The sequence below is a fragment of the Periweissella cryptocerci genome (genome assembly GCF_004358325.1).
GTDB lineage: Bacteria > Bacillota > Bacilli > Lactobacillales > Lactobacillaceae > Periweissella > Periweissella cryptocerci.
In genome coordinates, this window is the sequence record NZ_CP037940.1 from 1,659,524 (window position 1) to 1,684,818 (window position 25,295).

At 43.0% G+C, this 25,295-nt stretch carries 20 protein-coding genes and 2 rRNA genes; 21 read left to right on the forward strand and 1 reads right to left on the reverse strand.

The window, feature by feature from the left end; translation table 11 throughout:
* The first annotated feature begins 128 nt into the window (after positions 1 to 128).
* The 3 genes from EQG49_RS07455 (at position 129) to EQG49_RS07465 (ending at position 4,426) form a co-directional block, all read left to right on the forward strand.
* Positions 129 to 3,042: ribosomal RNA gene (locus EQG49_RS07455) — 23S ribosomal RNA — on the forward strand.
* 88 nt (positions 3,043 to 3,130) lie between these two features.
* Positions 3,131 to 3,247, forward strand: a 5S ribosomal RNA gene (gene rrf, locus EQG49_RS07460).
* A gap of 234 nt (positions 3,248 to 3,481) precedes the next feature.
* Positions 3,482 to 4,426, forward strand: a complete 945-nt coding sequence (locus EQG49_RS07465) for a YihY/virulence factor BrkB family protein (RefSeq protein ID WP_165964827.1) — start codon at positions 3,482 to 3,484, stop codon at positions 4,424 to 4,426.
* Positions 4,427 to 4,477: 51 nt separating this feature from the next.
* Here EQG49_RS07465 and EQG49_RS07470 read toward each other — a convergent pair whose 3' ends face one another.
* Positions 4,478 to 5,239, reverse strand: coding sequence for a helix-turn-helix domain-containing protein (locus EQG49_RS07470; protein WP_133363383.1), 762 nt, complete (start codon positions 5,237 to 5,239; stop codon positions 4,478 to 4,480).
* 129 nt (positions 5,240 to 5,368) lie between these two features.
* Between EQG49_RS07470 and EQG49_RS07475 the strand changes: the two genes are divergently transcribed.
* The 18 genes from EQG49_RS07475 (at position 5,369) to ispE (ending at position 25,168) form a co-directional block, all read left to right on the forward strand.
* Positions 5,369 to 5,698, forward strand: coding sequence for a hypothetical protein (locus tag EQG49_RS07475; RefSeq protein WP_133363384.1), 330 nt, complete (start codon positions 5,369 to 5,371; stop codon positions 5,696 to 5,698).
* A gap of 149 nt (positions 5,699 to 5,847) precedes the next feature.
* On the forward strand, positions 5,848 to 7,368 hold the full coding sequence (locus EQG49_RS07480; protein WP_133363385.1) for an ABC transporter permease/substrate-binding protein: 1,521 nt from the start codon (positions 5,848 to 5,850) through the stop codon (positions 7,366 to 7,368).
* 12 nt (positions 7,369 to 7,380) lie between these two features.
* Positions 7,381 to 8,202, forward strand: coding sequence for an ABC transporter ATP-binding protein (locus EQG49_RS07485; protein WP_133363386.1), 822 nt, complete (start codon positions 7,381 to 7,383; stop codon positions 8,200 to 8,202).
* 216 nt (positions 8,203 to 8,418) lie between these two features.
* On the forward strand, positions 8,419 to 9,714 hold the full coding sequence (locus tag EQG49_RS07490; RefSeq protein WP_165964828.1) for a dihydrolipoyl dehydrogenase family protein: 1,296 nt from the start codon (positions 8,419 to 8,421) through the stop codon (positions 9,712 to 9,714).
* Positions 9,715 to 9,830: 116 nt separating this feature from the next.
* The gene (locus EQG49_RS07495) at positions 9,831 to 10,484 is read left to right on the forward strand and encodes a hypothetical protein (protein ID WP_133363388.1); all 654 of its coding nucleotides are present in this window, start codon (positions 9,831 to 9,833) and stop codon (positions 10,482 to 10,484) included.
* A 75-nt stretch (positions 10,485 to 10,559) separates the two neighbouring features.
* A complete protein-coding gene (gene helD, locus EQG49_RS07500) occupies positions 10,560 to 12,848 on the forward strand; it encodes an RNA polymerase recycling motor HelD (protein WP_133363389.1) in 2,289 nt (762 codons plus the stop codon).
* A gap of 93 nt (positions 12,849 to 12,941) precedes the next feature.
* Positions 12,942 to 13,757: a Cof-type HAD-IIB family hydrolase gene (locus tag EQG49_RS07505; RefSeq protein WP_133363390.1), complete on the forward strand. Its 816-nt coding sequence runs from the start codon at positions 12,942 to 12,944 to the stop codon at positions 13,755 to 13,757.
* 127 nt (positions 13,758 to 13,884) lie between these two features.
* The gene (locus EQG49_RS07510; protein WP_133363391.1) at positions 13,885 to 14,967 is read left to right on the forward strand and encodes an FAD:protein FMN transferase; all 1,083 of its coding nucleotides are present in this window, start codon (positions 13,885 to 13,887) and stop codon (positions 14,965 to 14,967) included.
* A gap of 457 nt (positions 14,968 to 15,424) precedes the next feature.
* Entirely contained in the window at positions 15,425 to 16,663 is a 1,239-nt protein-coding gene (locus EQG49_RS07515) for an MFS transporter (RefSeq protein WP_133363392.1), read from the forward strand.
* 288 nt (positions 16,664 to 16,951) lie between these two features.
* Positions 16,952 to 17,293 (forward strand): SHOCT domain-containing protein, encoded by a 342-nt coding sequence (locus tag EQG49_RS07520; RefSeq protein ID WP_133363393.1) that lies wholly within the window; start codon positions 16,952 to 16,954, stop codon positions 17,291 to 17,293.
* Positions 17,294 to 17,296: 3 nt separating this feature from the next.
* Complete coding sequence (locus EQG49_RS07525) at positions 17,297 to 17,674, forward strand: helix-turn-helix transcriptional regulator (protein WP_133363394.1); 378 nt, start codon at positions 17,297 to 17,299, stop codon at positions 17,672 to 17,674.
* 448 nt (positions 17,675 to 18,122) lie between these two features.
* Entirely contained in the window at positions 18,123 to 20,171 is a 2,049-nt protein-coding gene (gene metG, locus EQG49_RS07530) for a methionine--tRNA ligase (protein WP_133363395.1), read from the forward strand.
* Positions 20,172 to 20,257: 86 nt separating this feature from the next.
* Positions 20,258 to 20,824, forward strand: coding sequence for a GDSL-type esterase/lipase family protein (locus EQG49_RS07535; protein WP_133363396.1), 567 nt, complete (start codon positions 20,258 to 20,260; stop codon positions 20,822 to 20,824).
* Positions 20,825 to 20,827: 3 nt separating this feature from the next.
* Complete coding sequence (locus EQG49_RS07540; RefSeq protein ID WP_133363397.1) at positions 20,828 to 21,628, forward strand: TatD family hydrolase; 801 nt, start codon at positions 20,828 to 20,830, stop codon at positions 21,626 to 21,628.
* Between the two features lie 2 nt (positions 21,629 to 21,630).
* Positions 21,631 to 22,212, forward strand: a complete 582-nt coding sequence (gene rnmV / locus EQG49_RS07545; protein WP_133363398.1) for a ribonuclease M5 — start codon at positions 21,631 to 21,633, stop codon at positions 22,210 to 22,212.
* A 16-nt stretch (positions 22,213 to 22,228) separates the two neighbouring features.
* On the forward strand, positions 22,229 to 23,119 hold the full coding sequence (rsmA, locus tag EQG49_RS07550; protein WP_133363399.1) for a 16S rRNA (adenine(1518)-N(6)/adenine(1519)-N(6))-dimethyltransferase RsmA: 891 nt from the start codon (positions 22,229 to 22,231) through the stop codon (positions 23,117 to 23,119).
* Positions 23,120 to 23,814: 695 nt separating this feature from the next.
* Entirely contained in the window at positions 23,815 to 24,057 is a 243-nt protein-coding gene (locus EQG49_RS07555; RefSeq protein WP_133363400.1) for a Veg family protein, read from the forward strand.
* Positions 24,058 to 24,313: 256 nt separating this feature from the next.
* Positions 24,314 to 25,168: a 4-(cytidine 5'-diphospho)-2-C-methyl-D-erythritol kinase gene (ispE, locus tag EQG49_RS07560; RefSeq protein WP_133363401.1), complete on the forward strand. Its 855-nt coding sequence runs from the start codon at positions 24,314 to 24,316 to the stop codon at positions 25,166 to 25,168.
* Positions 25,169 to 25,295: the final 127 nt, after the last annotated feature.

A 25,295-nucleotide genomic window follows, 5' to 3' on the forward strand; every position in this document is an offset into this window, starting at 1 on the left:
TTTATATTATTAAATTGAGCCGAGAACATCGCGTTTTTTTGAGTTTTAAAACAATAGTTTTATCTCGCTTTAAAGGTCAACTACCAAGTTGACCGCTCAAAAATTAAACCGTAATCGAAAGATACTAAGGTTAAGTTAATAAGGGCGCATGGTGGATGCCTTGGCACTAGGAGCCGATGAAGGACGGGACTAACACCGATATGCTTCGGGGAGCTGTAAGTAAGCTTTGATCCGGAGATTTCCGAATGGGGAAACCCAATTACGTGAGTAATTATCACCTGCTGAATATATAGGCAGGATGAAGGTAGACGTTGTGAACTGAAACATCTCATTAGCAACAGGAATAGAAAGAAAAATCGATTCCGGTAGTAGCGGCGAGCGAAATCGGAAGAGCCCAAACCTAGAAGCTTGCTTCTAGGGGTTGTAGGACAGAACATTGGAGTTACCAAGTTATAACATAGATGAATCAACTGGGAAGTTGAGCTAGAGAGGGTGATAGCCCCGTAATCGAAATGTTATAGCCTCCGTTCTGGATCCTGAGTACGGCGGAGCACGTGAAATTCCGTCGGAATCCGCGGGGACCATCCCGCAAGGCTAAATACTCCCTAGTGACCGATAGTGAACCAGTACCGTGAGGAAAGTGAAAAGCACCCCGAAGGGGAGTGAAATTAGTTCCTGAAACCATGTGCTTTACAATAAGTTAGAGCCCGTTAATGGGTGATAGCGTGCCTTTTGTAGAATGAACCGGCGAGTTACGATAACATGCAAGGTTAAGGTGGAAAGACCGGAGCCGTAGCGAAAGCGAGTCTGAAATGGGCGAATATAGTATGTTGTTGTAGACCCGAAACCAGGTGACCTACCCATGTGCAGGATGAAGGTGCGGTAAAACGCACTGGAGGTCCGAACCCGTGTCTGTTGAAAAAGGCTGGGATGACGTGTGGTAGCGGTGAAATTCCAAACGAACTTGGAGATAGCTGGTTCTCTCCGAAATAGCTTTAGGGCTAAGCCTCGAATTAGAATCACGGAGGTAGAGCACTGTTTGGACTAGGGGCCCCATCTCGGGTTACAAATTCAGATAAAACTCCCGAATGCCGTTGATTTATGTCGGGAGTCAGACGATGAGTGATTAAGATCCACGTCGAAAAGGGGAACAGCCAGACCGCCAGTTAAGGTCCTAAATATATGTTAAAGTGGAAAAGGATGTGGAGTTGCATAGACAACTAGATGTTGGCTCAGAAGCAGCCACCATTTAAAGAGTGCGTATAGCTCACTAGTCGAGTGATTCTGCGCCGAAATGTACCGGGGCTAAACATATTACCCGAAACTGCGGGTGCCACGTAGTGGCGCGATAGGAGAGCGTTTCTAAGGGCAATGAAAGCTAGACCGTGAGGACTGGGTGGAAGCGCTTAGAAGTGAGAATGCCGGTATGAGTAGCGAAAAGACAGGTGAGAATCCTGTTCCAACCGAATGACTAAGGTTTCCTGGGGAAGGCTCGTCTCCCAGGGTTAGTCGGGACCTAAGGCGAGGCCGAGAGGCGTAGTCGATGGATAACAGGTTGATATTCCTGTACCAGTGTATTTGTTTGAACAATGGAGGGACGCAGAAGGATAATGAATGCGCACTGCTGGATATGTGCGTTTAAATCGTAAGTCTTGATAAGAGTCAAATGCTTTTATCTTCAAGGACAAGCGATGATGAGGACCGAAATTTAAGTAGGGAAGTTCATGATTTCACGCTGCCGAGAAAAGCTTCTAGTTAGAATACATTTGCCCGTACCGCAAACCGACACAGGTAGTCGAGGAGAGAATCCTAAGGTGTGCGAGAGAACTCTCGTTAAGGAACTCGGCAAAATGACCCCGTAACTTCGGGAGAAGGGGTGCTGACCGCAAGGTCAGCCGCAGTGAATAGGCCCAGGCGACTGTTTATCAAAAACACAGGTTTCTGCAAAATCGTAAGATGACGTATAGGGGCTGACGCCTGCCCGGTGCTGGAAGGTTAAAAGGATGGCTTAGCTTCGGCGAAGGTCAGAATTGAAGCCCCAGTAAACGGCGGCCGTAACTATAACGGTCCTAAGGTAGCGAAATTCCTTGTCGGGTAAGTTCCGACCCGCACGAAAGGCGTAACGATCTGGGCACTGTCTCAACGAGAGACTCGGTGAAATTTAAATACCCGTGAAGATGCGGGTTACCCGCGACAGGACGGAAAGACCCCATGGAGCTTTACTGTAGCTTGATATTGAGTGTTTGTGCAGCTTGTACAGGATAGGTAGGAGCCGTAGAAATCGGGACGCTAGTTTCGATTGAGGCGTTGGTGGGATACTACCCTCGCTGTATGACCACTCTAACTCACACCACTAATCGTGGTGGAAGACAGTGTCTGGCAGGCAGTTTGACTGGGGCGGTCGCCTCCTAAAAGGTAACGGAGGCGCCCAAAGGTTCCCTCAGAATGGTTGGAAATCATTCGTAGAGTGTAAAGGCATAAGGGAGCTTGACTGTGAGACTGACTAGTCGAGCAGGTACGAAAGTAGGGCTTAGTGATCCGGTGGTTCCGCATGGAAGGGCCATCGCTCAACGGATAAGCTACCTGGGGATAACAGGCTTATCTCCCCCAAGAGTCCACATCGACGGGGAGGTTTGGCACCTCGATGTCGGCTCATCGCATCCTGGGGCTGTAGTCGGTCCCAAGGGTTGGGCTGTTCGCCCATTAAAGCGGTACGCGAGCTGGGTTCAGAACGTCGTGAGACAGTTCGGTCCCTATCCGTCGCGGGCGCAGGAAATTTGAGAGGAGCTGTCCTTAGTACGAGAGGACCGGGATGGACATACCTCTGGTGTACCAGTTGTTCCGCCAGGAGCATCGCTGGGTAGCTATGTATGGATGAGATAAACGCTGAAAGCATCTAAGTGTGAAACTCGCCTCGAGATGAGATTTCCCATTTCTTTATGAAAGTAAGACCCCTCAAAGATGATGAGGTAGATAGGTTAGAAGTGGAAGTGCAGTGATGCATGGAGCGGACTAATACTAATCGGTCGAGGACTTAACCACGAAGTGGTGTCCGGTAAGATTAATTAAGTAATAAATGATAGTATTCAGTTTTGAGAGATTAAGTAATTAATAGCTCACACAAAAAAAGTGTGGTGGCGATAGCGCAGAAGATACACCTGTTCCCATGCCGAACACAGAAGTTAAGCTCTGTAGCGCCAAAAGTAGTTGGGGGATCGCTCCCTGCGAGGATAGGACGTCGCCATGCAAAGAAGAAAAACCGATGATTAATTTCATCGGTTTTTCTGTGTTTAGGGCTCAATTAGTTGATATTGAACTCAATGGAGACAACCCTCGATTGAATGCTGTCCCTGATTTAAACTAAATAATTGTAAACGTAATTCAAGACATGTGCCTATTTTTATACAATTCACAGAACGGTCAAAATGATTGTGTATGATAAAATAAAGAATGACGAGTCTGGTGCAAGGAGGTGATAATCGTGCAAATTATAAAAAAAATACTCGGTAATAAAACGTTAAAGTTGTTTATTGAATACTTTAACCGTGCTGACATTAGTAATGCGAGTGCCGTCATTGCCTACTATGCACTATTAGCCCTCTTTCCGGCCGTCATTGCGATTGGATCCATGTTACCTTACATTGGGATTAAACTTAGCAGCGCGCTCGCATACTTGAAAACAGCGGTGCCTGTGAACATATATACCGTATTAGCACCAATCATTAAATCCATCTTGGGGCATCAAGGTGTGGGACTATTTTCAGTCGGATTGATTGTGACGTTATGGTCATTGAGCAAGTTGGTTGCTCTTTTCCGGCAGCGGCTTGATATTATCTATGATGTGAAAAGTAACCGGCCAGCAATCTTAGGTCGCTTTGTTTCGATGATTTGGATTATTGCCGTGATTGCCTTGATGGGGACGTTGATTTTCCTGACAACCATCAGCAAAACGGTGCTTACTCATCTTGAAGCACTTAAAGGTGCAGAACGGTGGGTGCACCTGGTTGAAGGGGCTAAATGGCCAGTCGTTATTGTGATATTGGTTCTCGGGGTATTGCTATTGAACTATGCCTTACCAGCGAAACGACCACGATTTAAGTGGGCATTGATTGGTAGTATGATTGAGGTTGTTGGTTTTTTAGCATTAACACAAGTATTTGGATTTTATGTTAGTATTGCGGCTTCTAGATATAGTTTCTATCAAGCGATTGGATCAATTATTATTTTGCTAATCTGGTTAAACCTAGTTGCTGAAATCGCGCTAGTTGGGGCAACGATTATCGCAATATTGAACCATAATGATACGATGGCACGTTTAGAAAAAGAGCGAAAAGCTGAAATCGTGAATGATAATTGGGGTAAGACGCATTTTTTGAAACGTGATGAGCGCCACGAAGTTAATAAAAAACCGCAGCATCGAGAATGAAGAAATTAAAAAGGGCCGGAACAATTAAATGTTCTTGGCCCTTTTATTGTGTTAATCAAGTTTAAAATATTGTTTTGGTGTTTGACCAGTAAGTCGTTTAGTCATCTTGGTGAAGTGTGCTTGATCGTAATAGTTCCCAATGATTGCAGCGTCGGCTAAATTGGTGAAGGTCTGATGTCCGAGATAATCAAATTGGATGAGTTCACTATAACTTTTCACAGTTAAGCCGACATTGGCACTGAATCGCCGCTGTAGTTGTTTGGATGACAGTAACATTTCGTGTGATAGGTCAGTTAGTGAAAGTTGACCGTGATTTTGATTGATTAGCGCGATGGTTTGTTGGAGCCACATATTGGGTTCATATGTCTGAATTCGTTGATATAACCATTCGATGACTTGATTCACGATTTTGATAGGTGCGAGTTGTTGAGCAATTAAACGTTCTTGTAAATCAAACCAAGAGTTTGCCTGCCTGGTAATTAATTGTAAATCAACACTAGCGCCGGTTATGTCACGGGGATCAACCATTTTTAAGGCAGCTAATGCACCAGGTTCGAAGAAAACGAGGATGGATGAAGTTGCCCCCACGGATTGATAAGTCGTAGCACTAATGGCTAAACCCGTAATTCCAAGCGTTGTTAAGGGTTGCTTAGTTACGTCCTCAAGCCGGATTAGCTGACCAGTTAACTGGAAGCCAAGGACATGATACTTACCAGCTGGAACGGTGTAGGGAGCATCATTTGCCTCGGCAGTACTGTAGACAATCTGATTAATAAACGGTTTTAAAATTTCTGGTGCTAACGTTAACCACATAAGATGTCCTTTTTTTACAATAGTTGATTACAGATAGTCTATATAGTATAAGTCATGGGGTTGCGATAAACAAATATTGTAACTAAAGAATGCCGACACTAAATAGAAATTACAAAGAGGAAGCCACTAATGTTAAAAGCTGAATTTATCTACCGTTTCAAAACAATCGATACACCAATCATGAATGCAAAATTTGCTGAATCGGCAAGTGCTCAATTCGAGTCGCCTGAAGGTGTCGCTAATAATATTGGCATGGAGTTTGCGGAACGGATGGAAGGATCAGAAACCGTCATCAATTTATCAATTTATTATAAAGATCGCGCAGATTATGAATCACGGACGGCCTTTGAACGGGCACAAACACGGTGGTTAGAAATCTGGTTTAACGCCAATGAAACAACATTTGTGCGCGAAGCTTTAAACATCTATGTAATTACACGCCAATTCCGTAATTTTTAATAGTAATTTGAAATCGCTTTTCGAAGCGATTTTTTCGCTGCGTGAAGTTTTACGGTCCAACATTTAATTACAAAAATTGTAGCGTGTTCGCTTTTTATTATAAATAAATTGCGTTAAGATTGACTAATAAATAATAAGTAGGTGCAGATATGCAACAATTTTGGACAACACTCCAAACACGGCATTCAGAGCTGTTTAGTGCGCTCTGGGTCCATTTACAACTATCACTAGTCGCCTTGCTAGTGGCGAGCGCTATTGCCATTCCTTTGGCGATTTGGGTTACTAAACGACGGCGGGTTGCTGAATTCATCTTACAAGTTACCTCCGTGCTACAAACAATTCCATCATTAGCATTATTAGGGCTTTTGATTCCGTTAGTTGGGATTGGTAGTGCTCCAGCGTTGATTGCGTTAATCGTCTATGCCCTACTACCGATTTTTCAAAACACTTACGTGGGGTTGACGAGTATCGATCCTGCACTATTGGAAGCGGCCGATGCGCTTGGTTTTTCAAAGTGGCGCCGGTTGCGCAAGGTCGAATTACCACTGGCGTTGCCTATTATTATTTCAGGAATTCGCACGGCTTTGGTGTTGATTGTTGGAACGGCAACCTTGGCGGCTTTAATCGGTGCCGGCGGGTTGGGCAATTTTATTCTCTTAGGAATTGATCGGAATAATACTAGTTTGATTTTGATTGGCGCAATTAGTGCCGCGTTGCTGGCCATTATACTGAGTTTAATAATTAAACGACTCGAAAGGGCAAAACCACGGACCGTTGTAATTAGTATTGTGACGCTGTTGGTACTAATTGGTGGCGCCAGTGGTGTCCAGGCATATCAATCACGGGCAGAAACGCCAATTGTGATTGCTGGTAAACTAGGCTCCGAACCGGAAATTTTAATCAATATGTACGCAGATTTAATTAAGGAAGACCCGAAAGCCCAAGTAATTCTGAAACCAAGTTTTGGGAAAACGACTTTTTTATTTAATGCGTTGAAACATAAACAAATTGATATTTATCCGGAATTTTCGGGGACGGTGTTAGAAAGTCTCGTTAAGAATCCAGTCACCGGGCAACATTTAACTGCCCAAGCAACGTATGCCCAAGCTAAGGCATTAATTCAAAAAGAAGACAAAATGACCTTGTTAAAACCAATGGCGTATAACAATACTTATGCGATGGCTGTTCGTCAAAGCGACGCTAAAAAGTATAATTTGCAGACCATTGGTGACCTTACCCATTTCCCCAACATTAAAGCCGGCATGACGTTGGAATTTATTGATTTGAATAATGGTCTCAAGGGTGTTAATAAGGTCTATGGTTTGAATATTAAGGCTAAAGCGATGGATCCACAATTACGTTATGAAGCAATTAATGCTGGTGAAGTTAATTTGGTTGATGCGTACTCGACGGATTCACAACTTAAACAATATAATTTAGTGATTCTAAAAGACAACAAGGGTGTCTTCCCGCCATATCAGGGAGCACCGCTGATGACGGATGCCTTTGCACAGGCGCATCCAGCAGTTGTTAAAGCATTGAATCGCTTGGCAGGTAAGATTAGCGAAACGGACATGCAAGCGATGAACTATGCTGTTAATAGTCAGCATAAGCAGCCAAGTGTTGTTGCTCATCAGTATTTAACAACCCATCATTTGTTAGCGAAATAACGGAGGATCACAATGATTGAATTTAAACATGTTATGAAAAAATTTAATAATCAAGTTGTGATACCAGACTTGAATTTTACTATTAATGATAATGAGATTTTTGTGTTAGTTGGTTCCTCTGGTTCAGGTAAGACAACGACGATGAAAATGATTAATCGTTTGCTGGATGCCGATGCGGGGGTAATTGAGTTTAACGGTAAAGATGTGCAAAGTTATCCAGCACAAGCACTCCGTTGGCAAATGGGCTACGTGATGCAGTCGATTGGTCTGTTTCCACATATGACGGTCGCCGAAAATATCGGGGTCGTGCCCACAATGCAAAAACAAGATCCAAAACAGATTGCCACCCAAGTCGATGAATTACTCCGGCGGGCTAATTTGAATCCAGCGCAGTATCGCAACCGAATGCCACAGGAGTTATCTGGTGGTGAGCAGCAACGCATTGGAATCTTGCGGGCGTTGGCAATGGACGGCGAAGTACTGTTGATGGATGAACCGTTTAGCGCCCTTGATCCGTTGGTCCGGACGCAACTACAAGATTTTGTGTTAGAAATCCAAGCACAAGTCCATAAGACGATTGTCTTTGTGACCCATGATACGGATGAAGCCTTGAAGATGGCGGATCGCATTGGTGTGATGCAAAATGGTGAGCTATTGCAGATTGCGCCACCAAGCGAGTTATTAGCAGCCCCGGCCAACGATTTCGTCAGGGCGTTCTTCAAGCTAGATCAGCAAGTTAAAGTTGTGGCAGGTTCAGATGGAATTCATCTTTCGCAAGCCGAACTGGCTAAATTAGGTATTAACAGTGGTGATTTTTTAACAATTGTAAAATAAGTTTTTCAGAGCTAGTATATTTTGTCCGACAGTAAATGGTCCGATTTTCACCTTATTAAATAAATAGGGCGGAAGCGGACCATTTTGTGACTTGTGAGGAATGCAGCTCTGGTTAGTATAGCGATGGAACACCATGATATTCATTCTGGGTGAAACGCTGAATGATTTGCTGCATTTGTTATAATAGACGTAATAGTAGAAATGGGGAGTGAACTGATGAAAAAATATGATGTTGGAATTATTGGGGCTGGGCCAGCGGGCTTAGCAGCTGCATTTGCTTTACAGGCACAAGGTAAGCAAGTTGTCATGATTGAATCATATTTATGGGGTGGCACCTGTCCTAATTACGGTTGTGACCCGAAGAAAGTTTTATTAGCTGCGGTTGAAGCCAAAGAGTATGCACAGTTGTTACAAGGAAAAGGCGTCCAAGGGGTACCAACAATTAATTGGCCAGAGTTAATGACATCTAAAAAGACGTTCACGGACCCTGTTTCACGTGGAACATTTGGTAGTGTTACAGCCGCTGGTATCACAACGTATCAAGGGAAAGCGCGCTTTCAATCGGCAACCGAGGTGCTAGTTGCAAATGAACGAATAACCGCTGATAACTGGATTATTGCGACTGGTGCACGACCAGCAACCCTGACAGTTCCCGGTGGTGAGTTAGCTAAAACGAGTGAAGATTTCTTAGGAATGGAAAAATTACCAGCTAGCATTACCTTCGTTGGTGCAGGCTACGTGGCACTTGAATTAGCAGTCATTGCAAATGCGGCAGGAAGCAATGTGCAAATTTTGACGCATGGTGAAACAATTTTGCCAGCATTTGATCAAGAGTTGGTCGCCGATTTTGTCGAGCAATTAACGCAACGTGGAATTAAAATCGTCAAGAATGTTGCGGTCACAGCATTAGCACAACAGGAAAACACAATTGAAATCACCACTGCGACTGAAAATTATCGTAGTGAAATGGTTATTGCGGCTACCGGGCGGCCAGCAAATATTGATGATTTGAATTTGGATGCCTTAGATGTTGAATGGTCACGGCACGGGATTAAAGTTGATCAGCAGTTACGGACGGGCGCACAGAATATTTTTGCAATCGGTGATGTTGCCGATACAGCAGTACCAAAATTAACGCCAGTTGGATCATTTGAAGGGCGTTATGTTGCCGCGGTTCTAGCGGGTAACCAAGAACCAATTCAGTACACCGCAATTCCCACGGTAGTGTATGGAGCACCCAAATTAGCCCAAGCGGGGGCGGTAGCCACGGCAACAACCTTTGACGTGACGGGCTGGTTTACGTATCGCCGAATTGGCGAAAATGTGGCTAAAGTTAAAATCGCAACGAATGAAGTTGGACAGTTGATTGGCGCTAGTGTATTGGCAACCGAAGCTGATCAGTTAATTAATTATCTGACAAATGCAATTAATCAAAAATGGACCTTAGCGGATGCTCAAGCTAATATCATGGCATATCCGACGATGGCGTCTGATTTACAGTATTTCTTCTAGGTTCCTGCGTTCGGTTAAACCAAGCATGATTTTAAATGATTACTGCGGGCGTGCACTAGCCCGAGTAGTGAATCGCAACACAAATTAACAAAGCTTTATTAGTATAAGGAGCCAGCATGAAAAAAATATTAATTACCGTGATGAGTTTTTTGCTAGTTTTTACTTTGGTAGCTTGTGGTACAAATACAAGTCAAAATAAAACCAGTAATAAACCCAAAATTGTGAAAATTGCACAGCCACAACCAATTAAAGGTGCTGCATTTGAACAAGCTGACACGGTCGGACAATATCGCTTATTGAGTGATACTTATAATGCAGTTAATAGCTCCTATTTGAATTACCTTGCGGCGTACACCCAATTGGTACAGGATAATATGACACCCGCTTCGGTCGCACAATTGCAAAACGCGACGCCACATTTGGCAGCCCTGATTGATACGAATAAACAAGTCATTGCCAGTGCGCACAAATATGGCCAATTAACTAAGTTTAAGGCGGCAGAAGCAGATTGGTATCAAGCTGAAATGACCTTGCAGCAAGTTACAGAACAAGAATTAACAACGCTTCAAGCGGTGACGGGAACTAATACAAAACACGAGGGAGATGTCCTTGATCAACTGCATGCGCAACTGCAAACCGCCGATTACGCAACCCAACAAGCCGAATACAAAGCTGCGGTGCAAGCTGGGTTACCAACCCAACAAGCCAGTCAGCATGTTGAAGAACAACGGCAACGGATGAACGCGAAATATCGGGCACCGCTGAATTAACGAGTTCGGGGCTGCATGTGTAACTCAGGAATTAAGTCAGAAATTTGCCAAGATGAAACGACGAGGAAAACAGACATGGAAGCAGAATTAAGCCAAGAACAAACGCGCGTCGATGAAGTCGTCACAGAGATTGAACACCAATTGGTAACGGTGGAAAAAACATTAGCTAAAGCTCATGCCGAAACGTCGGCGGTTGAACAAAACTATAGCGAAAACGCTTCAATTAATACGTTTGAAATCGATGACGCCAGTGAAACTAATGCCGAAGTGCAACAACAACGGCAATTGGTTGCTCGGGTAGTCGAAACTGAAACGATTTTGAAGAAACAAGAGACCACCTTGAACGAATTGCATGAATCACCATACTTTGGCCGGATTGATATTAAAGATGCCGCCGATGAAAATGAATCATTATATATTGGGATGGCGTCGTTACAAGATGCCGAGCAAGATTTTTTGATTTATGATTGGCGCGCACCAGTATCAGCGATTTACTACAACGGGACGCTTGGGGATGTGACATATCCAACGCCAAATGGGCGCGCCACAGCGGAACTCCTCAACAAACGGCAATTCACGATTCAACACGGTAAAATAACGAATATGTTTGATACCGATGAAACTGTTGGCGATGAAATGTTGCAGTATGCGCTAGGCCAACAAAGCGATGAGTATATGGCTAATATTGTGGCAACGATTCAAAAGGAACAAAACGATATTATCCGTGATACGACTAGTGATTTGTTAGTTGTGCAAGGGGTTGCGGGGTCTGGTAAGACATCGGCAATTCTACAACGGATTGCGTTCTTATTATTCCATTCACGGGAAGAACTCAGCTCGGACCAAATTATTCTGTTCTCGCCTAATCGTTTATTCAGTCACTACATTTCTGAGGTGCTCCCAAGCTTGGGTGAACGGAACATGCGCCAAGTCACATTGGCAGAATTCTTAAAGGCACGGTTGGAAGGCTTGAATGTCCAAACCTTGTTTAATCGGTATGAGGCGGAACAAAACGCACCGGCAAACCAGAAATTGCGCGCGGAAATGGAAAGTGCCGATTTTATGCAAGTCATTGCCAAGTATACTGAACAAATCGCTGACAAAGCCCTGCGCTTTGCAGATATTGAATATAATGGAGCGGTGTTCTTTAGCGCATATCATATTAAAGTGGTCTATTCACGCCAAGCAAAGGAAGCTAAAATTGCGGAACGCATGCTGCGGACTAAAAACGAACTGATTAATGAACTGAAGCGCAAAATTATTCACGAAGCGCAACAGCCATGGGTGAGTGCGGCGATTAATGAATTGGATGATGAACACTATCGTGATTTATTGGGATTGGAAAATGTTGAAAAATTTGAATCAAGCGATGACGAGATGGAATACGTTAGCGAAAAATTTGTTCGGATTCGTTTCAAAAAAATCTACGACGCAATTTATAATAATCACTTCTTTGATGTTTACTCACAATATGCTGATTTTTTGACAGCATACGGTGAACAAACCGCGGAACCTGCAATTTGGGTTGAAAAGCGCGAACGCTTCTTGGCAGAACTTGAATATCACCGCATCGACCTTGTCGACGCGATTCCTTTAATGTATTTACGCGATTTAGTTACTGGTAGTGGTCAAAACCGCCGGATGCAACACGTCTTCATTGATGAAATGCAAGACTACTCAATCGCACAAATGTTGTACTTTAAACACGCCTTTCCACGGGCACGTTATACAATTTTAGGGGATAGTGAGCAAGCTTTGTTCCGCTCAATTGAAAGCCCCGCGGCATTATTGACCCGGTTGAAGGATGCCTTCCAAGTTAAACACGCTAATTTGATTACGCTGAATAAAAGTTATCGGTCAACGAAACAAATTACGGAATTTGGGAAAGCATTTCTGCCAGACGGCGACCAAATTCAAGCATTTACACGTGATGGTGATTTACCAATCGTCGTGGAAAGTGACGCCAAGCAAGGTTTGACATATTTGCGGGCAAAGCTTAATGGGTTACGCGCAAATTATGGCACGGTTGCGATTTTAACTAAGAATGCGGGGCAAGCCGAAAAACTCCAACAACAACTACGCCGTGAATTTGGCTCAACCTTGTTAACCGCAACGGATCGCTTAGTTCCAAATGATATTGTGATTTTACCGATTTATTTAGCTAAAGGCCTCGAATTCGACTGTGTTATCGCTTACGGGGTCAACCGTGATAATTACCCAGATGCAGATTCACTCGGAATAATATATACAATTGCATCACGAGCAATGCATGAATTGACGCTGATTACAGCTGGGGTGCCTAGTCCATTATTGGCAACGGTGGCACCAGATTTATATCAGCCAGAAGTGATTGTAAATAACTAACGTGGCGTTCACGGTCGGCTAAATGCTGGTGATTAGCCTGCATAAGGAAACCGAGTAATCTGAGCGCAGTGAAAGTATGAAGGAGATATTAAAATGGCAGACATTAAATTAATTGGTTTTGATTTAGATGGGACGTTATTAACGGGTAAAAAAGAGATTTCAGAATATACCGCGGACGTGATTAAGCAACTCCACCGAGCCGGGATGCAGATTGCGATTACGACCGGGCGGCCAATTGCGGCAATTGGCAAATTTTTGCAACAACTTGAGTTATCACAGCCAGAAGACTACACATTAACGTTTAACGGTGCTTTGGTAATCAATAATGTTACAAAAGAACCTATTTTTAAGTTAGCGACGACCAAAGCTGATTTAACACCACTTTACACTTGGTTGGCAGCTAATGATTATCCGATGGATGTTTTAGACTTTGACCAAAACTGGCAAATCGCGGGTGTTGGTAAATCGGATTATGTGCGGCTAATGCAAGCACCGTTGTTGTTTGAATATGTGACATTTGCTGAATTACCAGATCAACCGTATGCCAAAGCGGTGGTCTCAACAACCAAAGAACGCTTGGATGATTTGCTAGTTAAGATGCCAGCAGAACTCCAAGCTCAATATCATATTGTCCGCTCACAACCACACATCTTAGAATTTCTCCAACCAACATTGGATAAAAAAGTTGGGGTGAAAGCATTGGCAGAACACTATGGGTTGACTGCTGAAAACGTGATGGTCTTTGGGGATGCCGAAAACGACCTGGGGATGTTTGAATATGCCGGTACCGCGGTAGCGATGGCAAACGCAACTGATGAAGCCAAAGCAACGGCTAATGCGGTGACCGCAGCCACTAATGATGAAGATGGGATTGGTAAATTCCTGGCTGATTATTTTGCCTTGGTCTAATCGTCAAAAGCGACATTATAGGGTACAATAAGAAAGTTAGTGAGTGTGACTTAATCTGTTGATAGCTACAATTTGGCCGTGCAGAAAGCCGACAATCACAAAAATCATAGTGAGGAACAAATAGATAATGAATAAGAAAAAGCTTGTGGGGTTGTTTAGCGTCATTGCCATTCTAGCCGTCGTTTTAGTGGCATGTGGTAAGCCTAAGGTTGAATTAATGAAGGATCCATACCAAAAAACGGAATTCCACATTGGGACAATCTGTACAATCCGTGTCTGGGACAAGGACAAAAAGGATGCCGTTAAGGATGCCTTTGCGCGGATTGCTAAGTCAGATAAGCAAATGGCCGTTAATGGTGACGGTTCAGTTGCCGATAAAATTAACGCCGCTGCTGGGAAGCACCCGGTAAAAGTGCCAGCTGATATGTGGCCACTGTTTGAAAAGGCGAAGTACTACTCAGAAAATTCAGGCGGCGTGTTTGATGCATCAATTGGAGCCTTCACAAATTTATGGCGGATTGGATTTCCTGACGCTCATGTTCCCGCACAAAAAGAAATTGACGCTGCTAAGCCACTCGTTGGTTGGAAGCAAAATGTGGTACTTGATGAAAAGAACCACACCGTCTTTTTGAAGCAAAAAGGTGTGCGTTTGGACTTTGGTGGAATTGCCAAAGGTTACATCGCTGACCAAGTATGGCAAACTTTGAAAAAGCACGGTGTTACGACGGCAGTTATCGACTTGGGTGGTAACTTAGTCGTGATGGGTAAGTCACCAGCCGGCAAAGATAAAAACTGGAACGTCGGTATTCAAAGTCCCACTGCAAGTCGTGGTGATGCTGTAGGTTACGTCCCTGAACAAAACAAGTCAATTGTGACAGCCGGGATTTATGAAAAATACCTGAAGACTAAGGATCATACTTACATTTACTTGATTGATCCAGCCACAGGCTACCCATATGAAAATAACTTAGCCGGGGTTTCAATTATTTCAGCCAAGTCAGTTAATGGGGATGCCTTATCAAACGTTGCTTTCAATAAGGGGTTAAAGGGCGGTTTAGCGTATATGAACCAACTACACCGGAAGAATGGAACGGAAGCCATCTTTATCACTAAGGATAAGAAGTTGTACCTGACCGATGGTTTGAAAAAGACTTTCAAGGTTGATAAGAATTCAGGCTATACGTTGGGTAATCCAGCAGATGCCAAATAATAGTATTTTAAAAAAGCTTACTTCGGTGAGCTTTTTTTTGTTATATTCCGTGGTATGTGAGTATTCTCAAACAAAAGTACAGAAATATTAAGCTAGATAGTTTAGTTGCTCCAAGCATTACAGTAAATTAAAAATGTTATGGATTGGGGCAACTTCAGTAGCTGTTTGTGCAATTATGATTGGCGTCGGAGCTAACAACAGAGCTGATGCCGATTTGTAGAATTTGGCTTATAAGCAATAAATACATCGTTAAATTTTGATAATCCCCTTATGTGGCAGCTCGAGTAAATGTTGCCATATAAGGGGATTTTTGTTGCCCTCTTTTATTATCGTTTCAAAGTGGTATATTTAAACATAATCAACCAGAAGGAAAACGATATACTTTGATAAGCAGTCGCTTGCTCGAAAGCTGAAAATTTTTAGAACTTATTCTAGCAATTATTCAAAGGATGGAAAAATGTCAAACGCAGAACCAGAACCGATAACTAAAATTTTTAACAAAGGCTTCATCAGTATCACCCTAGTTAACTTTGTGGTGTACTTTGTCTACTTCCTCTTGATGGCCATCATCGCGGTCATCGCGCACCAACAATTACACGCTTCATTTGGTCAATCGGGATTGGCCTCAGGGATTTTTGTTGTTGGGACGTTGGCCGCACGGTTGATCATGGGGCAACAACTTGAATTACTTGGTCGGAAGGCCGTTTTGCGCTATGGGGCACTCTTTTATTTGGTCACCACGATTGCGTACCTATTCATTCCAAATATTGGTGTGATGTATATCGTCCGTTTGTTGAATGGTTTTGCCTATGGGATGACATCAACAGCAACGAATGCGATTGTCACCGCCTATATTCCTGAAAACCAAAAAGGTAAGGGCATCAATTACTATGGTTTAAGTACAGCGCTTGCAGCCGCATTAGGACCTTTCATGGGGATGATTTTATTAAATTACACCACTTTCAAAACGATTATCATCATGTCGATTATCATGATTGCGGTCGTCGCTGTATCTGCGTTTGTCTTGCATGTGGATGATATCAAATTAACTGCTGAAAAGCGGACGGCATTGAAGAAAATTACGTTTAGTGCCTTCGTTGAAACTAAAGTTATCTTTATTAGTTTCATTGGTTTCTTAATTGGCTTTGCGTTCTCAAGTGTCCTATCATTCTTGTCATCGTATGCAGCGCAACTGAATTTGCTTGCGATTAGCTCATTCTTCTTTATCGTTTACGCTGGGGTGATTGCGATTAGCCGACCAATCTCTGGGACTATTTTTGATACTAAGGGTGAAAATGCCGTGATGTATCCTACGTACTTTGCTTTGACGATTGGTTTGATTATGTTGTCATATACGACAACTGGTTGGATGTTGCTCTTGTCTGGAGCATTTATCGGCTTGGGTTACGGAACATTCCTTTCAAATGGGCAAGCGATTGCTTTGAAATTAAGTCCTTCTGTTGAACGGATTGGGGTTTCATTGTCAACGTACTTCATCGGGGTTGATTTAGGCCTTGGGGTGGGACCATTTATTCTCGGCCAATTACACAATGGAATGTCATTCAGTAAGTTGTACTTGAGTGCTGCGATCATTCCAATGGTTGCGATGGTCTTATATTTCTTCTTCTACAAGCCAAAGCACGTTGGTCACTCAGTCCATGTGATGGATCAAGATGGTGCTGGTAATAATATTTAAGTTACGTAATTAAATTAGATGCGAATGCCGTTTACTTTCGAGTGAACGGCATTTTTTATACATAAATCAGGAAAATAATTTCATATTAGGAATCCGAAGTGATAAAATTTTAGCTATCAGAGTGAAACATAAACGCTGTCATAGCAACGATGCAACTAGAAAGTGCGGGGATGCCCGTGACTGGTTCTTGGCAGGAACGTGAAATTGCGGCATGCTAGATATGAGTTTGTCACCAGGACAGCTTAGCTAATTGAGCAGCTTGACATATAACAGATGAGGTAAGTAAAAATGGGATTAATAGTAGGTGCATTAGCGACATTAGGTTTTGCAAATAGTGGGCGACCACATTGGTGGATGATTCCGGTAGTGATTGTAATTTGGTTAGTGGTAGTGGGATTGGTACATCGCCACTATGCCAAAAAGTATTTTAACGGTGATATGCGCACGGTGTTACAAAATCGGCATAATGCGCATCGTTTAGGCAACTATGCAGTGCATTCAAGTAAAGATGCGTTTGCGATTTTGGATGAAGAATATGCCCGTGGGAACATCGACGACGCCACGTATAAACACCGCAAAGCTGTGTTGGCAGGAGATACTGATGAAGTACCAGTGGAAGATAAGGAATAAGCAATGGAACTTGCAAAACAAATCAAACAAGGGCGTGAACAGCTCGGCTGGTCGCAGTCTAAGTTAGCTGAACAACTCCACGTTGCGCGCCAATCAGTTTCAAAATGGGAAAATGATCAGACATACCCGGACTTGGAAAAATTGTTGGAAATGAGTGATTTGTTTGGTGTGACGGTCGATAGTATGTTGCGCAGTGATCGGACGTATCAAGAAGTCGTCGTTGAGCAAAGCCTGACGAATGCGGAACACTCCTGGATAAATCCCAAGGACATACCGTCAGCAGAAACCGAGCAACACGTTGCGCACTATGCAATGATCCAAATTACATTGCTAGCTTTAATTCTCGCAGTATTGACAGTTTTAGTATTATTGATGGTTTAAGACAACGGCTAACTAATTTGTGGATTAGTTGGTCGTTTTTTTAGTGGTAAATTGTAAATGGTTGCGGTGTATGATGCCACTGCGTGCCTGAAAATCACATTGTGCACCGAGATGGCATAATCAGTAACGGGTTTGGTTACTGATTATGGATTTGTGAAGATGGTTACCGCGTTAGCGAACCAAGCTTCGCAAACATTTGAAGACCGCACTGTGGCTTCAAATGCTTGTCTCCCATCACGGTGTCCAGACTGGTTTCAGGCTCGTAGTGGGAATCAATCTGAGACACATATCCAAATTCCACGTTAGAAAAAAATTAGCCGTTTAAGGATAGTAATTATTGCGTTATTTGAATGGAAAGCACTAATATAACGGTCTTTATTATGATATAATTGCCAAGATAATCCGCGCTGGGTCATTTGTCAGCGCACTGGAAGGAAACGATAAAATAATGACTGAAAATAACACATTTTACATCACAACCCCAATTTACTACCCATCAGGTAAGCTTCAATTAGGGAACTCATACACCACAGTTCTCGCTGATGCGGCAGCTCGTTACCACCGCTTATTAGGCGATGACACATATTTTTTGACTGGTACTGACGAACATGGTTTGAAGATCGAACAAAAGGCTGAAGAACTTAAGATGACGCCTAAGCAATACGTTGATGGTATGGCTGACCAAATTAAGGAATGCTGGCAATTAATGGAAATTTCTTATGATGGCTTTGTTCGCACGACTGACGACATGCATGAAAAAGCCGTCCAAAAGATTTTTGAACAATTGTTAGCGCAAGGCGACATTTATAAGGGTGCTTACGAAGGCTGGTATTCCGTTTCTGATGAAGAATACTTCACAGAATCACAATTAGCCGAAGTATACCGTGATGAAGCTGGTAACGTGACTGGTGGGAAAGCCCCATCTGGCCACGAAGTTGAACTCGTGAAGGAAGAATCATACTTCTTCAAGATGAGTAAATACGCTGACTGGTTGTTAGATTACTACAAAAACAATCCTGAATTCATCCAACCAGAAGCGCGGATGAACGAAATGATTAACAACTTTATCAAGCCTGGTCTAGAAGATTTGGCAGTTACGCGGACTTCATTTAACTGGGGCGTGCAAGTACCATCAGATCCTAAGCACGTGGTTTACGTGTGGATTGATGCGTTGTCAAACTATATCACTGCCTTGGGTTATGATTCAGAAAATACTGAATTATTCGACAAATTCTGGCCCGCTAATGTGCAATTAGTTGGTAAAGAAATTGTGCGTTTCCACACGATTTACTGGCCAATCATGCTCCATGCTTTAGGTTTACCATTGCCTAAGCAAGTCTTGGGTCACGGTTGGTTAGTGATGAAGGACGGTAAGATGTCTAAGTCTAAGGGGAATGTGATTTACCCTGACGTCTTAGTTGAACGTTACGGTCTTGATGCAGTGCGTTACTACTTACTTAAAGCCATGCCATTTGGTAACGATGGGGTCTTCACACCAGAAGACTTCGTTGGTAAGTTGAACTATGACTTAGCCAATGACTTAGGTAACTTGTTGAACCGGACTGTTGCAATGATTAACAAGTACCAAGGCGGGGTTGTACCAGCCTTGAACTCCGGCGCCACTGAATTTGATGCTGATCTTGAAGCAGTTGCTGCTGAAAGTATCAAGGAATTCAACGCTAACATGGATGAAGTGCGGACTGCGGATGCCTTGAGTGCAATCTGGAAGTTAATCGCCCGTGCTAACAAGTATATTGATGAAACTGAACCATGGGTTTTAGCAAAGACTGAACAAAGTGCAAAACTTGACGATGTGATGGCACACTTAGCTGCTAGCTTGCGTGTCGTTGCGGTGTTGTTACAACCTGTAATGACCCACGCTCCTAAGCAAATCTTTGAACAACTTGGTCTTGATACAGCTAACATGCAAATTGCTGACTTAGCATTTGCCGACTTAACTGTGGGTGCCCAAGTTGTGAAGAAGGGAACGCCAATCTTCCCACGTCGTGACGCTGAAGAAGAAACAAGCTTCATTGCTGGTCTCTTGACGAAGTCTGATAAGAAAAAGGGTCGTGCCGCAATTGAAGCCGCTAAGGAAGAAGCTAAGCCCGCAGCTGATTCGGATGACTGGAACCCAGCAGATACTGAATTTGCGACAACCAAGGAAGCGACAATCGAATACGATGATTTTGACAAGGTTGAACTTAAAGTTGCTGAAATCATTGCTGCCGAAGAAGTTCCTAAGTCTGACAAGCTTTTGCAATTCCGCTTGAATGCAGGTGATTCACAAGACCGCCAAATTCTTTCAGGAATTAAGAAGTGGTACCCAGAATACCAATCATTAGTTGGTAAAAAGGTTGTCATCGTGGCCAACATGAAGCCACGGAAGATGATGGGTCGCATCTCACAAGGGATGATTTTATCAGCTGAATTTGATGGTGAAGTTAAATTAACCATCTTGCCAGATGATGTTGTGCCTGGTTCAGGTATCGAATAAGCAAATAATTTTAAATGAAGAAAAGAGGCTTGGCATTGGCCGAGTCTCTTTTGCCTTAATTGGTGGTAATTGGTAGGAGGTTGCTAATGAAAATTGTGTTATTGGGCGACAGTTTAACTGCCCGCTATGAAGGGGCTAATGAGCCAATGCTTTCAAGCAAACTCAAACCACTTATTGCCAATGATGATGTAATATTAAATTACGGCGTTTCAGGCGAAGATACCAATGACGTCGTAAAGCGCTTGGCACCGATTGCCCAAGCTACGCCAGATATTATTTTTGTTATGTTGGGGAGTAACGATGCGCGTTTTATGCGTGTGCCCCTCACCGAATATCGGGATAATTTAGTTAAAATAATTACGACGTTTGGTGATAGCCAAGTTGTCTTGGTGACCGCCCCACCCGTTGATGAAAGTAAACAATTTCCCAAGCGGAAAAATGTTGATCTAGCAGAGTATGCGACGACGGTACAAATGTTAGCAGTTGAATACAAACTCAGCATAATTGATTTTTATCATATTTTAAGTAACAAACCGAACATGGTCGAATATGTTCATGGCCAACTTGATGATGGTTTGCACATCGGTACCATGGCGTATGGGTTACTTGCAGAATTATATGCAGATGAAATAAGCAAAGCCAAAAAGGAGTAAATAATGCCAATCTATGATCCAACTAAAATGCCGGCGAATAGTTTTGATACCCATACACATTTGAATGATGATGCGTTTTGGAATGAACTTGATGCCTATGTGGCGCGCGCTCACGAATTTCGTGTAATGGAAATGAATATTGTGGGTTACGATGCAAAGGGGAATGAACGTGCCTTAGAAATTGCCCACAAATATGATGGAGTTAACGCAATTATTGGTTTTCAACCAGAAGATGCGAAGTTTTTCGATGACCAAGCGGCAGCAGAATTACGCGAACAATTAAATGATGTTGCGGTTGTTGGTTTAGGTGAAATGGGGCTCGATTATCACTGGGATACCTCATCACGTGAAGACCAATTGAAAGCCTTTGAGCAACAACTTGAATGGGCAAAAGAACTTAATAAGCCAGTGACAATTCACTCCCGCGATGCGATGGACGATGTCTACAGCATTTTAAAGAATGCGCATGTCGGTGACTTTGGCGGTGTGATGCACAGTTTTACCGGGAATGCTGAAGAAGCTGAAAAATTCTTGGATTTAGGGATGTATATCTCATTTAGTGGGATTGTAACGTTCAAAAATTCTAAGGATGTTCAAGCCGCAGCGCAAGTTGTACCATTGGATCGCATGCTTGTCGAAACTGATGCACCATATTTAGCGCCAACCCCATTACGTGGTAAGCAAAATGAACCAGCTTTCGTGAAGTATGTTGTCGATGGTTTAGCTGCTCAATTGGGTATTGACGATAAAGAATTGGCAACGCAAACGCGCGCGAATGCTCATAAATTATGGAGTCTGGATTAAGCATGACGAAATTAAAAGAAGTGATTGTTGTTGAAGGTAAAGACGATACTACGCAAATTCATAAAGCGCTTGATGCAGATACGATTGAAACTAATGGCTCAGCTGTTTCACGTGAAACAATTGCCCAGATTCAAGAATTGGCCGTAAAACGGGGAATCATTATCTTTACTGATCCTGACTTTAACGGCGAACGAATTCGGAAAATTGTGAGCGAAGCTGTCCCAGATGCTAAACATGCCTTCATTAAACGTGCCGATGGCGTCCCAGATACAACTGGTGGTAGCCTAGGCGTGGAACATGCTAGTGTGCAAGTCATTCGCGATGCGCTAGCTGATTTGTATGAAGTCGTCCCAGATGCCCCCCAAGTGATTAGTCAAGCTGATTTAATTCACGCCCACTTGATTGGTGGTCCGGCTGCCCGCAAGCGCCGGGAAGTTTTGGGGATGTTGTTGAATATTGGCTACGTGAACGGTAAGCAATTATTGAAACGTCTCCAAATGTTCCAAGTTACGCAAGCCGATTTCCAAGATGCCGTCGTGCGCTTGGATGAAGGTGATAACCAACACCTAAAATCAATGGAATAATGAGGGAATAAATATAATGGCAGATCATATTGATATTGCAACGCCCGTTCGGACACAAGCAATTATGAACGAATACGGAATTGCGACAAAGAAGAGTCTTGGTCAAAATTTCTTAACGGATTTGAACATCTTGCACAATATTGTTGAAGCAGCTGAGTTAACGGACGCTGATAACGCGGTTGAAATCGGTCCTGGGATTGGTGCTTTGACAGAACAATTAGCCCGCGCCGCTCATAAGGTCTTGGCCTTTGAAATTGATGGCCGGTTGATTCCAGTGTTACATGACACGTTGTCACCATACGACAATGTTGAAATCATTAATGAAGATGTGTTGAAAGCTAATTTGCCTGAAACTTTTAAAGAAGAATTTCAAGGCGATGGTCGCCCAGTTAAATTGGTGGCCAACTTGCCTTACTACATTACGACACCAATCTTGATGAACTTACTACAAAGTGGCATTGATTTCGCTAACATCGTTGTTATGATGCAAAAAGAAGTCGCTGACCGGATGACGGCAAAGCCTGGTACCAAAGAATACGGTTCACTTTCATTGGTTGTACAATACCGCATGGATACGGAAGTGGCCTTCATTGTGCCCCGGACGGCGTTTGTGCCCCAACCAAATGTTGATTCAGCAATTGTAAAATTGACTAAGCGCCAACCATTGGATGTTTTACCATTTGATGAAAAGGTCTTCTTTAAGTTCTTGAAGGGGAGTTTTGTCCACCGTCGGAAATCATACTGGAATAACTTAACGGTTTATTTCGGTAAGACTGATGAAATCAAAGAAAAAATTACCGCGGGTCTTGAAAAAGCGGGTGTTGATCCAAAAATCCGCGCGGAAAAGTTGCCCCTTGAAACCTTCATTGACCTGACGAATGCGTTCCATGAAGTTGGCTTACTTTAGTTTGATGTGTGATTTATAAAATGTGATGAGATGTATGATGTCACTGCGTGCCAGAAAATCACATTGTGCACCGAGATGGAAGCACATGCCCAAGCCAAAGGGCGGTCTTGGGCAATTCGGGATAGCTGGCAGTCTAATGGCTAAAGCCAAAAGACTGCTCATCTACCCTCAGCGACAAACCCGACACGTGGTGTCACGTTCGTCCCATCACGGTGTAAAGCCTGTCGGCCACAAAGTGATTTTCAGGCACTCCGTTAGATAAGCGTGGAATTATTGATTACCGCTAAACTTGCAGCGATCACGGCATATTACTAGTCAGACTGCCTGGAACTAACGAAGTGGCTGGAAACAGGCTGGACTTTAGCTCGCACCGTTACTCATTATGGATTTGTGAAGATGGTTACCGCATTAGCGAACCAAGCTTCAAATGCTTGTCTTCCTATCACGGTGTCCAGACTGGTTCCAGCATCGTAGTGGAAATCAATCTGAGACACATATCCAAATTTCACGCTAGAAAAATTTTAGCCACTAATCAAGTTAAGCTACCAACAATAAAAGAATTAATGTAAATAAAGCCCCGTTAAGCGATACACAATGTCACTTAACGGGGCTTTACTATTATTGATTTGATTTGTCAAGCTAAATGTGTTAAAATAATACCTGTCTTGTCACAAGAAAGGTAAGGTGGTTATATAATGCCAAGTACATTAGCAAGTATTAAAAATAAACTTGATGCGCACCTAGGTCAAGAAATGACGGTTGTAGCACAAGCCGGTCGCAAGAAAGTCACAGAACGTACAGGGATTTTACGGGAAACCTTCCCAGCAGTCTTTGTTGTTGATTACGACAAAACACAAAGCGCAGTAGAAACTGTTTCATACAGCTATACGGATGTGTTAACTGCCAATATTGAACTTTCATTTGGCGAAGCAGAATAATTAAATATGTAAAAATTGTCTGACTGTGGGGGTCAGCTTTTTTTTGGCCATTTTTCGGTATTTATTGGTTCGATAGGTATACAGTGGCGGATATCAATACATAAGTTTGAACTACAAAATCCACTTGAAACCATGTCTAATAGTAATTTATCAAGTCGAAACCACGTCATAGTAGCACAAAGTTGTGGACTTCGGTATAATTTTACTTATATATATTTAGTTTCAAAAATTTCAACGACACAAAGGGGGTGAACACATGCAAATCGTTGAAAAAGCAGCAGCCAAAATTAATTTAAGTCTTGATACGCCATTTGATCATCCAGATGGTTTACAAGAATGGGAAATGGTCATGACCGCGGTTGATTTAGCGGACTACGTCACGATCAACACGACCCCAAATAATACGAACATTGAGGTAAAAACGGATACGGGCTTTTTACCAAATGATCGTCGTAACTTAGCCTTTCAGGCGGCGAAGTTACTCCAAATGGAATACCAGATTAACGAAGGTGTCCAAATTCAGATTGAAAAGCACATTCCGGTTGCAGCAGGACTTGGCGGTGGTTCAAGTGATGCTGCCGCCGTGTTGCGGGGACTTAATAAGATTTGGAAGCTCGGGCTGAGTGCCGCCAAGTTAGCTGAATTAGGCTTACAAATTGATGCGGATGTCCCGTTCTGTGTGTATTCAACAACAGCCTATGTTCATGGTAAGGGCGAAGTGATTGAACCTTTACCAAAGTTACCATCGGTTTGGATTGTGATTGCCAAGCCAAACGTTAGTGTTTCGACACCGTCAATTCTACGACAGATTGATTATGCGCAGTTAGATCACATTGATACCACGGCTTTATTAGCTGCCGTCAGTGCGCAGGATTGTCCGGCAATTTGTGAAAATATGGGAAATGTCCTCGAACCAATTACGGCGCAGCATTATCCGCAAATTTTGCAGCTGAAAAATAGCATGCTAAAATTTGGCGCCGATGCTGCCCAGATGAGTGGCACTGGGCCAACTGTTTTCGGTATTTGTACCAAAGCTAGTCGGGCACAACGCGTTTATAACTCAATTAAAGGTTTTTGCAAGGAAGCCTACGTTGTCCGCCCATTAGGGTAAATAAAAAGTTCACGTTAATTGGAAGTTATATCAATGATTGCCGCGAATAAATAAATTCGCCAGTCCCGGCCGGAAGCTTTTTATCGCACGTTAATAAGCTTGATTTCTACCTTCGCTACATAATGAG

Coding starts and splice junctions, on each gene's coding strand:
- EQG49_RS07475 (WP_133363384.1), top strand. CDS start 5,369: ATGTTAAAAGCTGAATTTATCTACCGTTTCAAAACAATCGATACACCA.
- EQG49_RS07495 (WP_133363388.1), top strand. CDS start 9,831: ATGAAAAAAATATTAATTACCGTGATGAGTTTTTTGCTAGTTTTTACT.
- EQG49_RS07525 (WP_133363394.1), top strand. CDS start 17,297: ATGGAACTTGCAAAACAAATCAAACAAGGGCGTGAACAGCTCGGCTGG.
- EQG49_RS07490 (WP_165964828.1), top strand. CDS start 8,419: ATGAAAAAATATGATGTTGGAATTATTGGGGCTGGGCCAGCGGGCTTA.
- helD (WP_133363389.1), top strand. CDS start 10,560: ATGGAAGCAGAATTAAGCCAAGAACAAACGCGCGTCGATGAAGTCGTC.
- EQG49_RS07520 (WP_133363393.1), top strand. CDS start 16,952: ATGGGATTAATAGTAGGTGCATTAGCGACATTAGGTTTTGCAAATAGT.
- EQG49_RS07505 (WP_133363390.1), top strand. CDS start 12,942: ATGGCAGACATTAAATTAATTGGTTTTGATTTAGATGGGACGTTATTA.
- EQG49_RS07510 (WP_133363391.1), top strand. CDS start 13,885: ATGAATAAGAAAAAGCTTGTGGGGTTGTTTAGCGTCATTGCCATTCTA.
- EQG49_RS07470 (WP_133363383.1), bottom strand. CDS start 5,239: ATGTGGTTAACGTTAGCACCAGAAATTTTAAAACCGTTTATTAATCAG.
- EQG49_RS07480 (WP_133363385.1), top strand. CDS start 5,848: ATGCAACAATTTTGGACAACACTCCAAACACGGCATTCAGAGCTGTTT.
- EQG49_RS07555 (WP_133363400.1), top strand. CDS start 23,815: ATGCCAAGTACATTAGCAAGTATTAAAAATAAACTTGATGCGCACCTA.
- rsmA (WP_133363399.1), top strand. CDS start 22,229: ATGGCAGATCATATTGATATTGCAACGCCCGTTCGGACACAAGCAATT.
- metG (WP_133363395.1), top strand. CDS start 18,123: ATGACTGAAAATAACACATTTTACATCACAACCCCAATTTACTACCCA.
- EQG49_RS07515 (WP_133363392.1), top strand. CDS start 15,425: ATGTCAAACGCAGAACCAGAACCGATAACTAAAATTTTTAACAAAGGC.
- EQG49_RS07485 (WP_133363386.1), top strand. CDS start 7,381: ATGATTGAATTTAAACATGTTATGAAAAAATTTAATAATCAAGTTGTG.
- EQG49_RS07540 (WP_133363397.1), top strand. CDS start 20,828: ATGCCAATCTATGATCCAACTAAAATGCCGGCGAATAGTTTTGATACC.
- EQG49_RS07535 (WP_133363396.1), top strand. CDS start 20,258: ATGAAAATTGTGTTATTGGGCGACAGTTTAACTGCCCGCTATGAAGGG.
- rnmV (WP_133363398.1), top strand. CDS start 21,631: ATGACGAAATTAAAAGAAGTGATTGTTGTTGAAGGTAAAGACGATACT.
- ispE (WP_133363401.1), top strand. CDS start 24,314: ATGCAAATCGTTGAAAAAGCAGCAGCCAAAATTAATTTAAGTCTTGAT.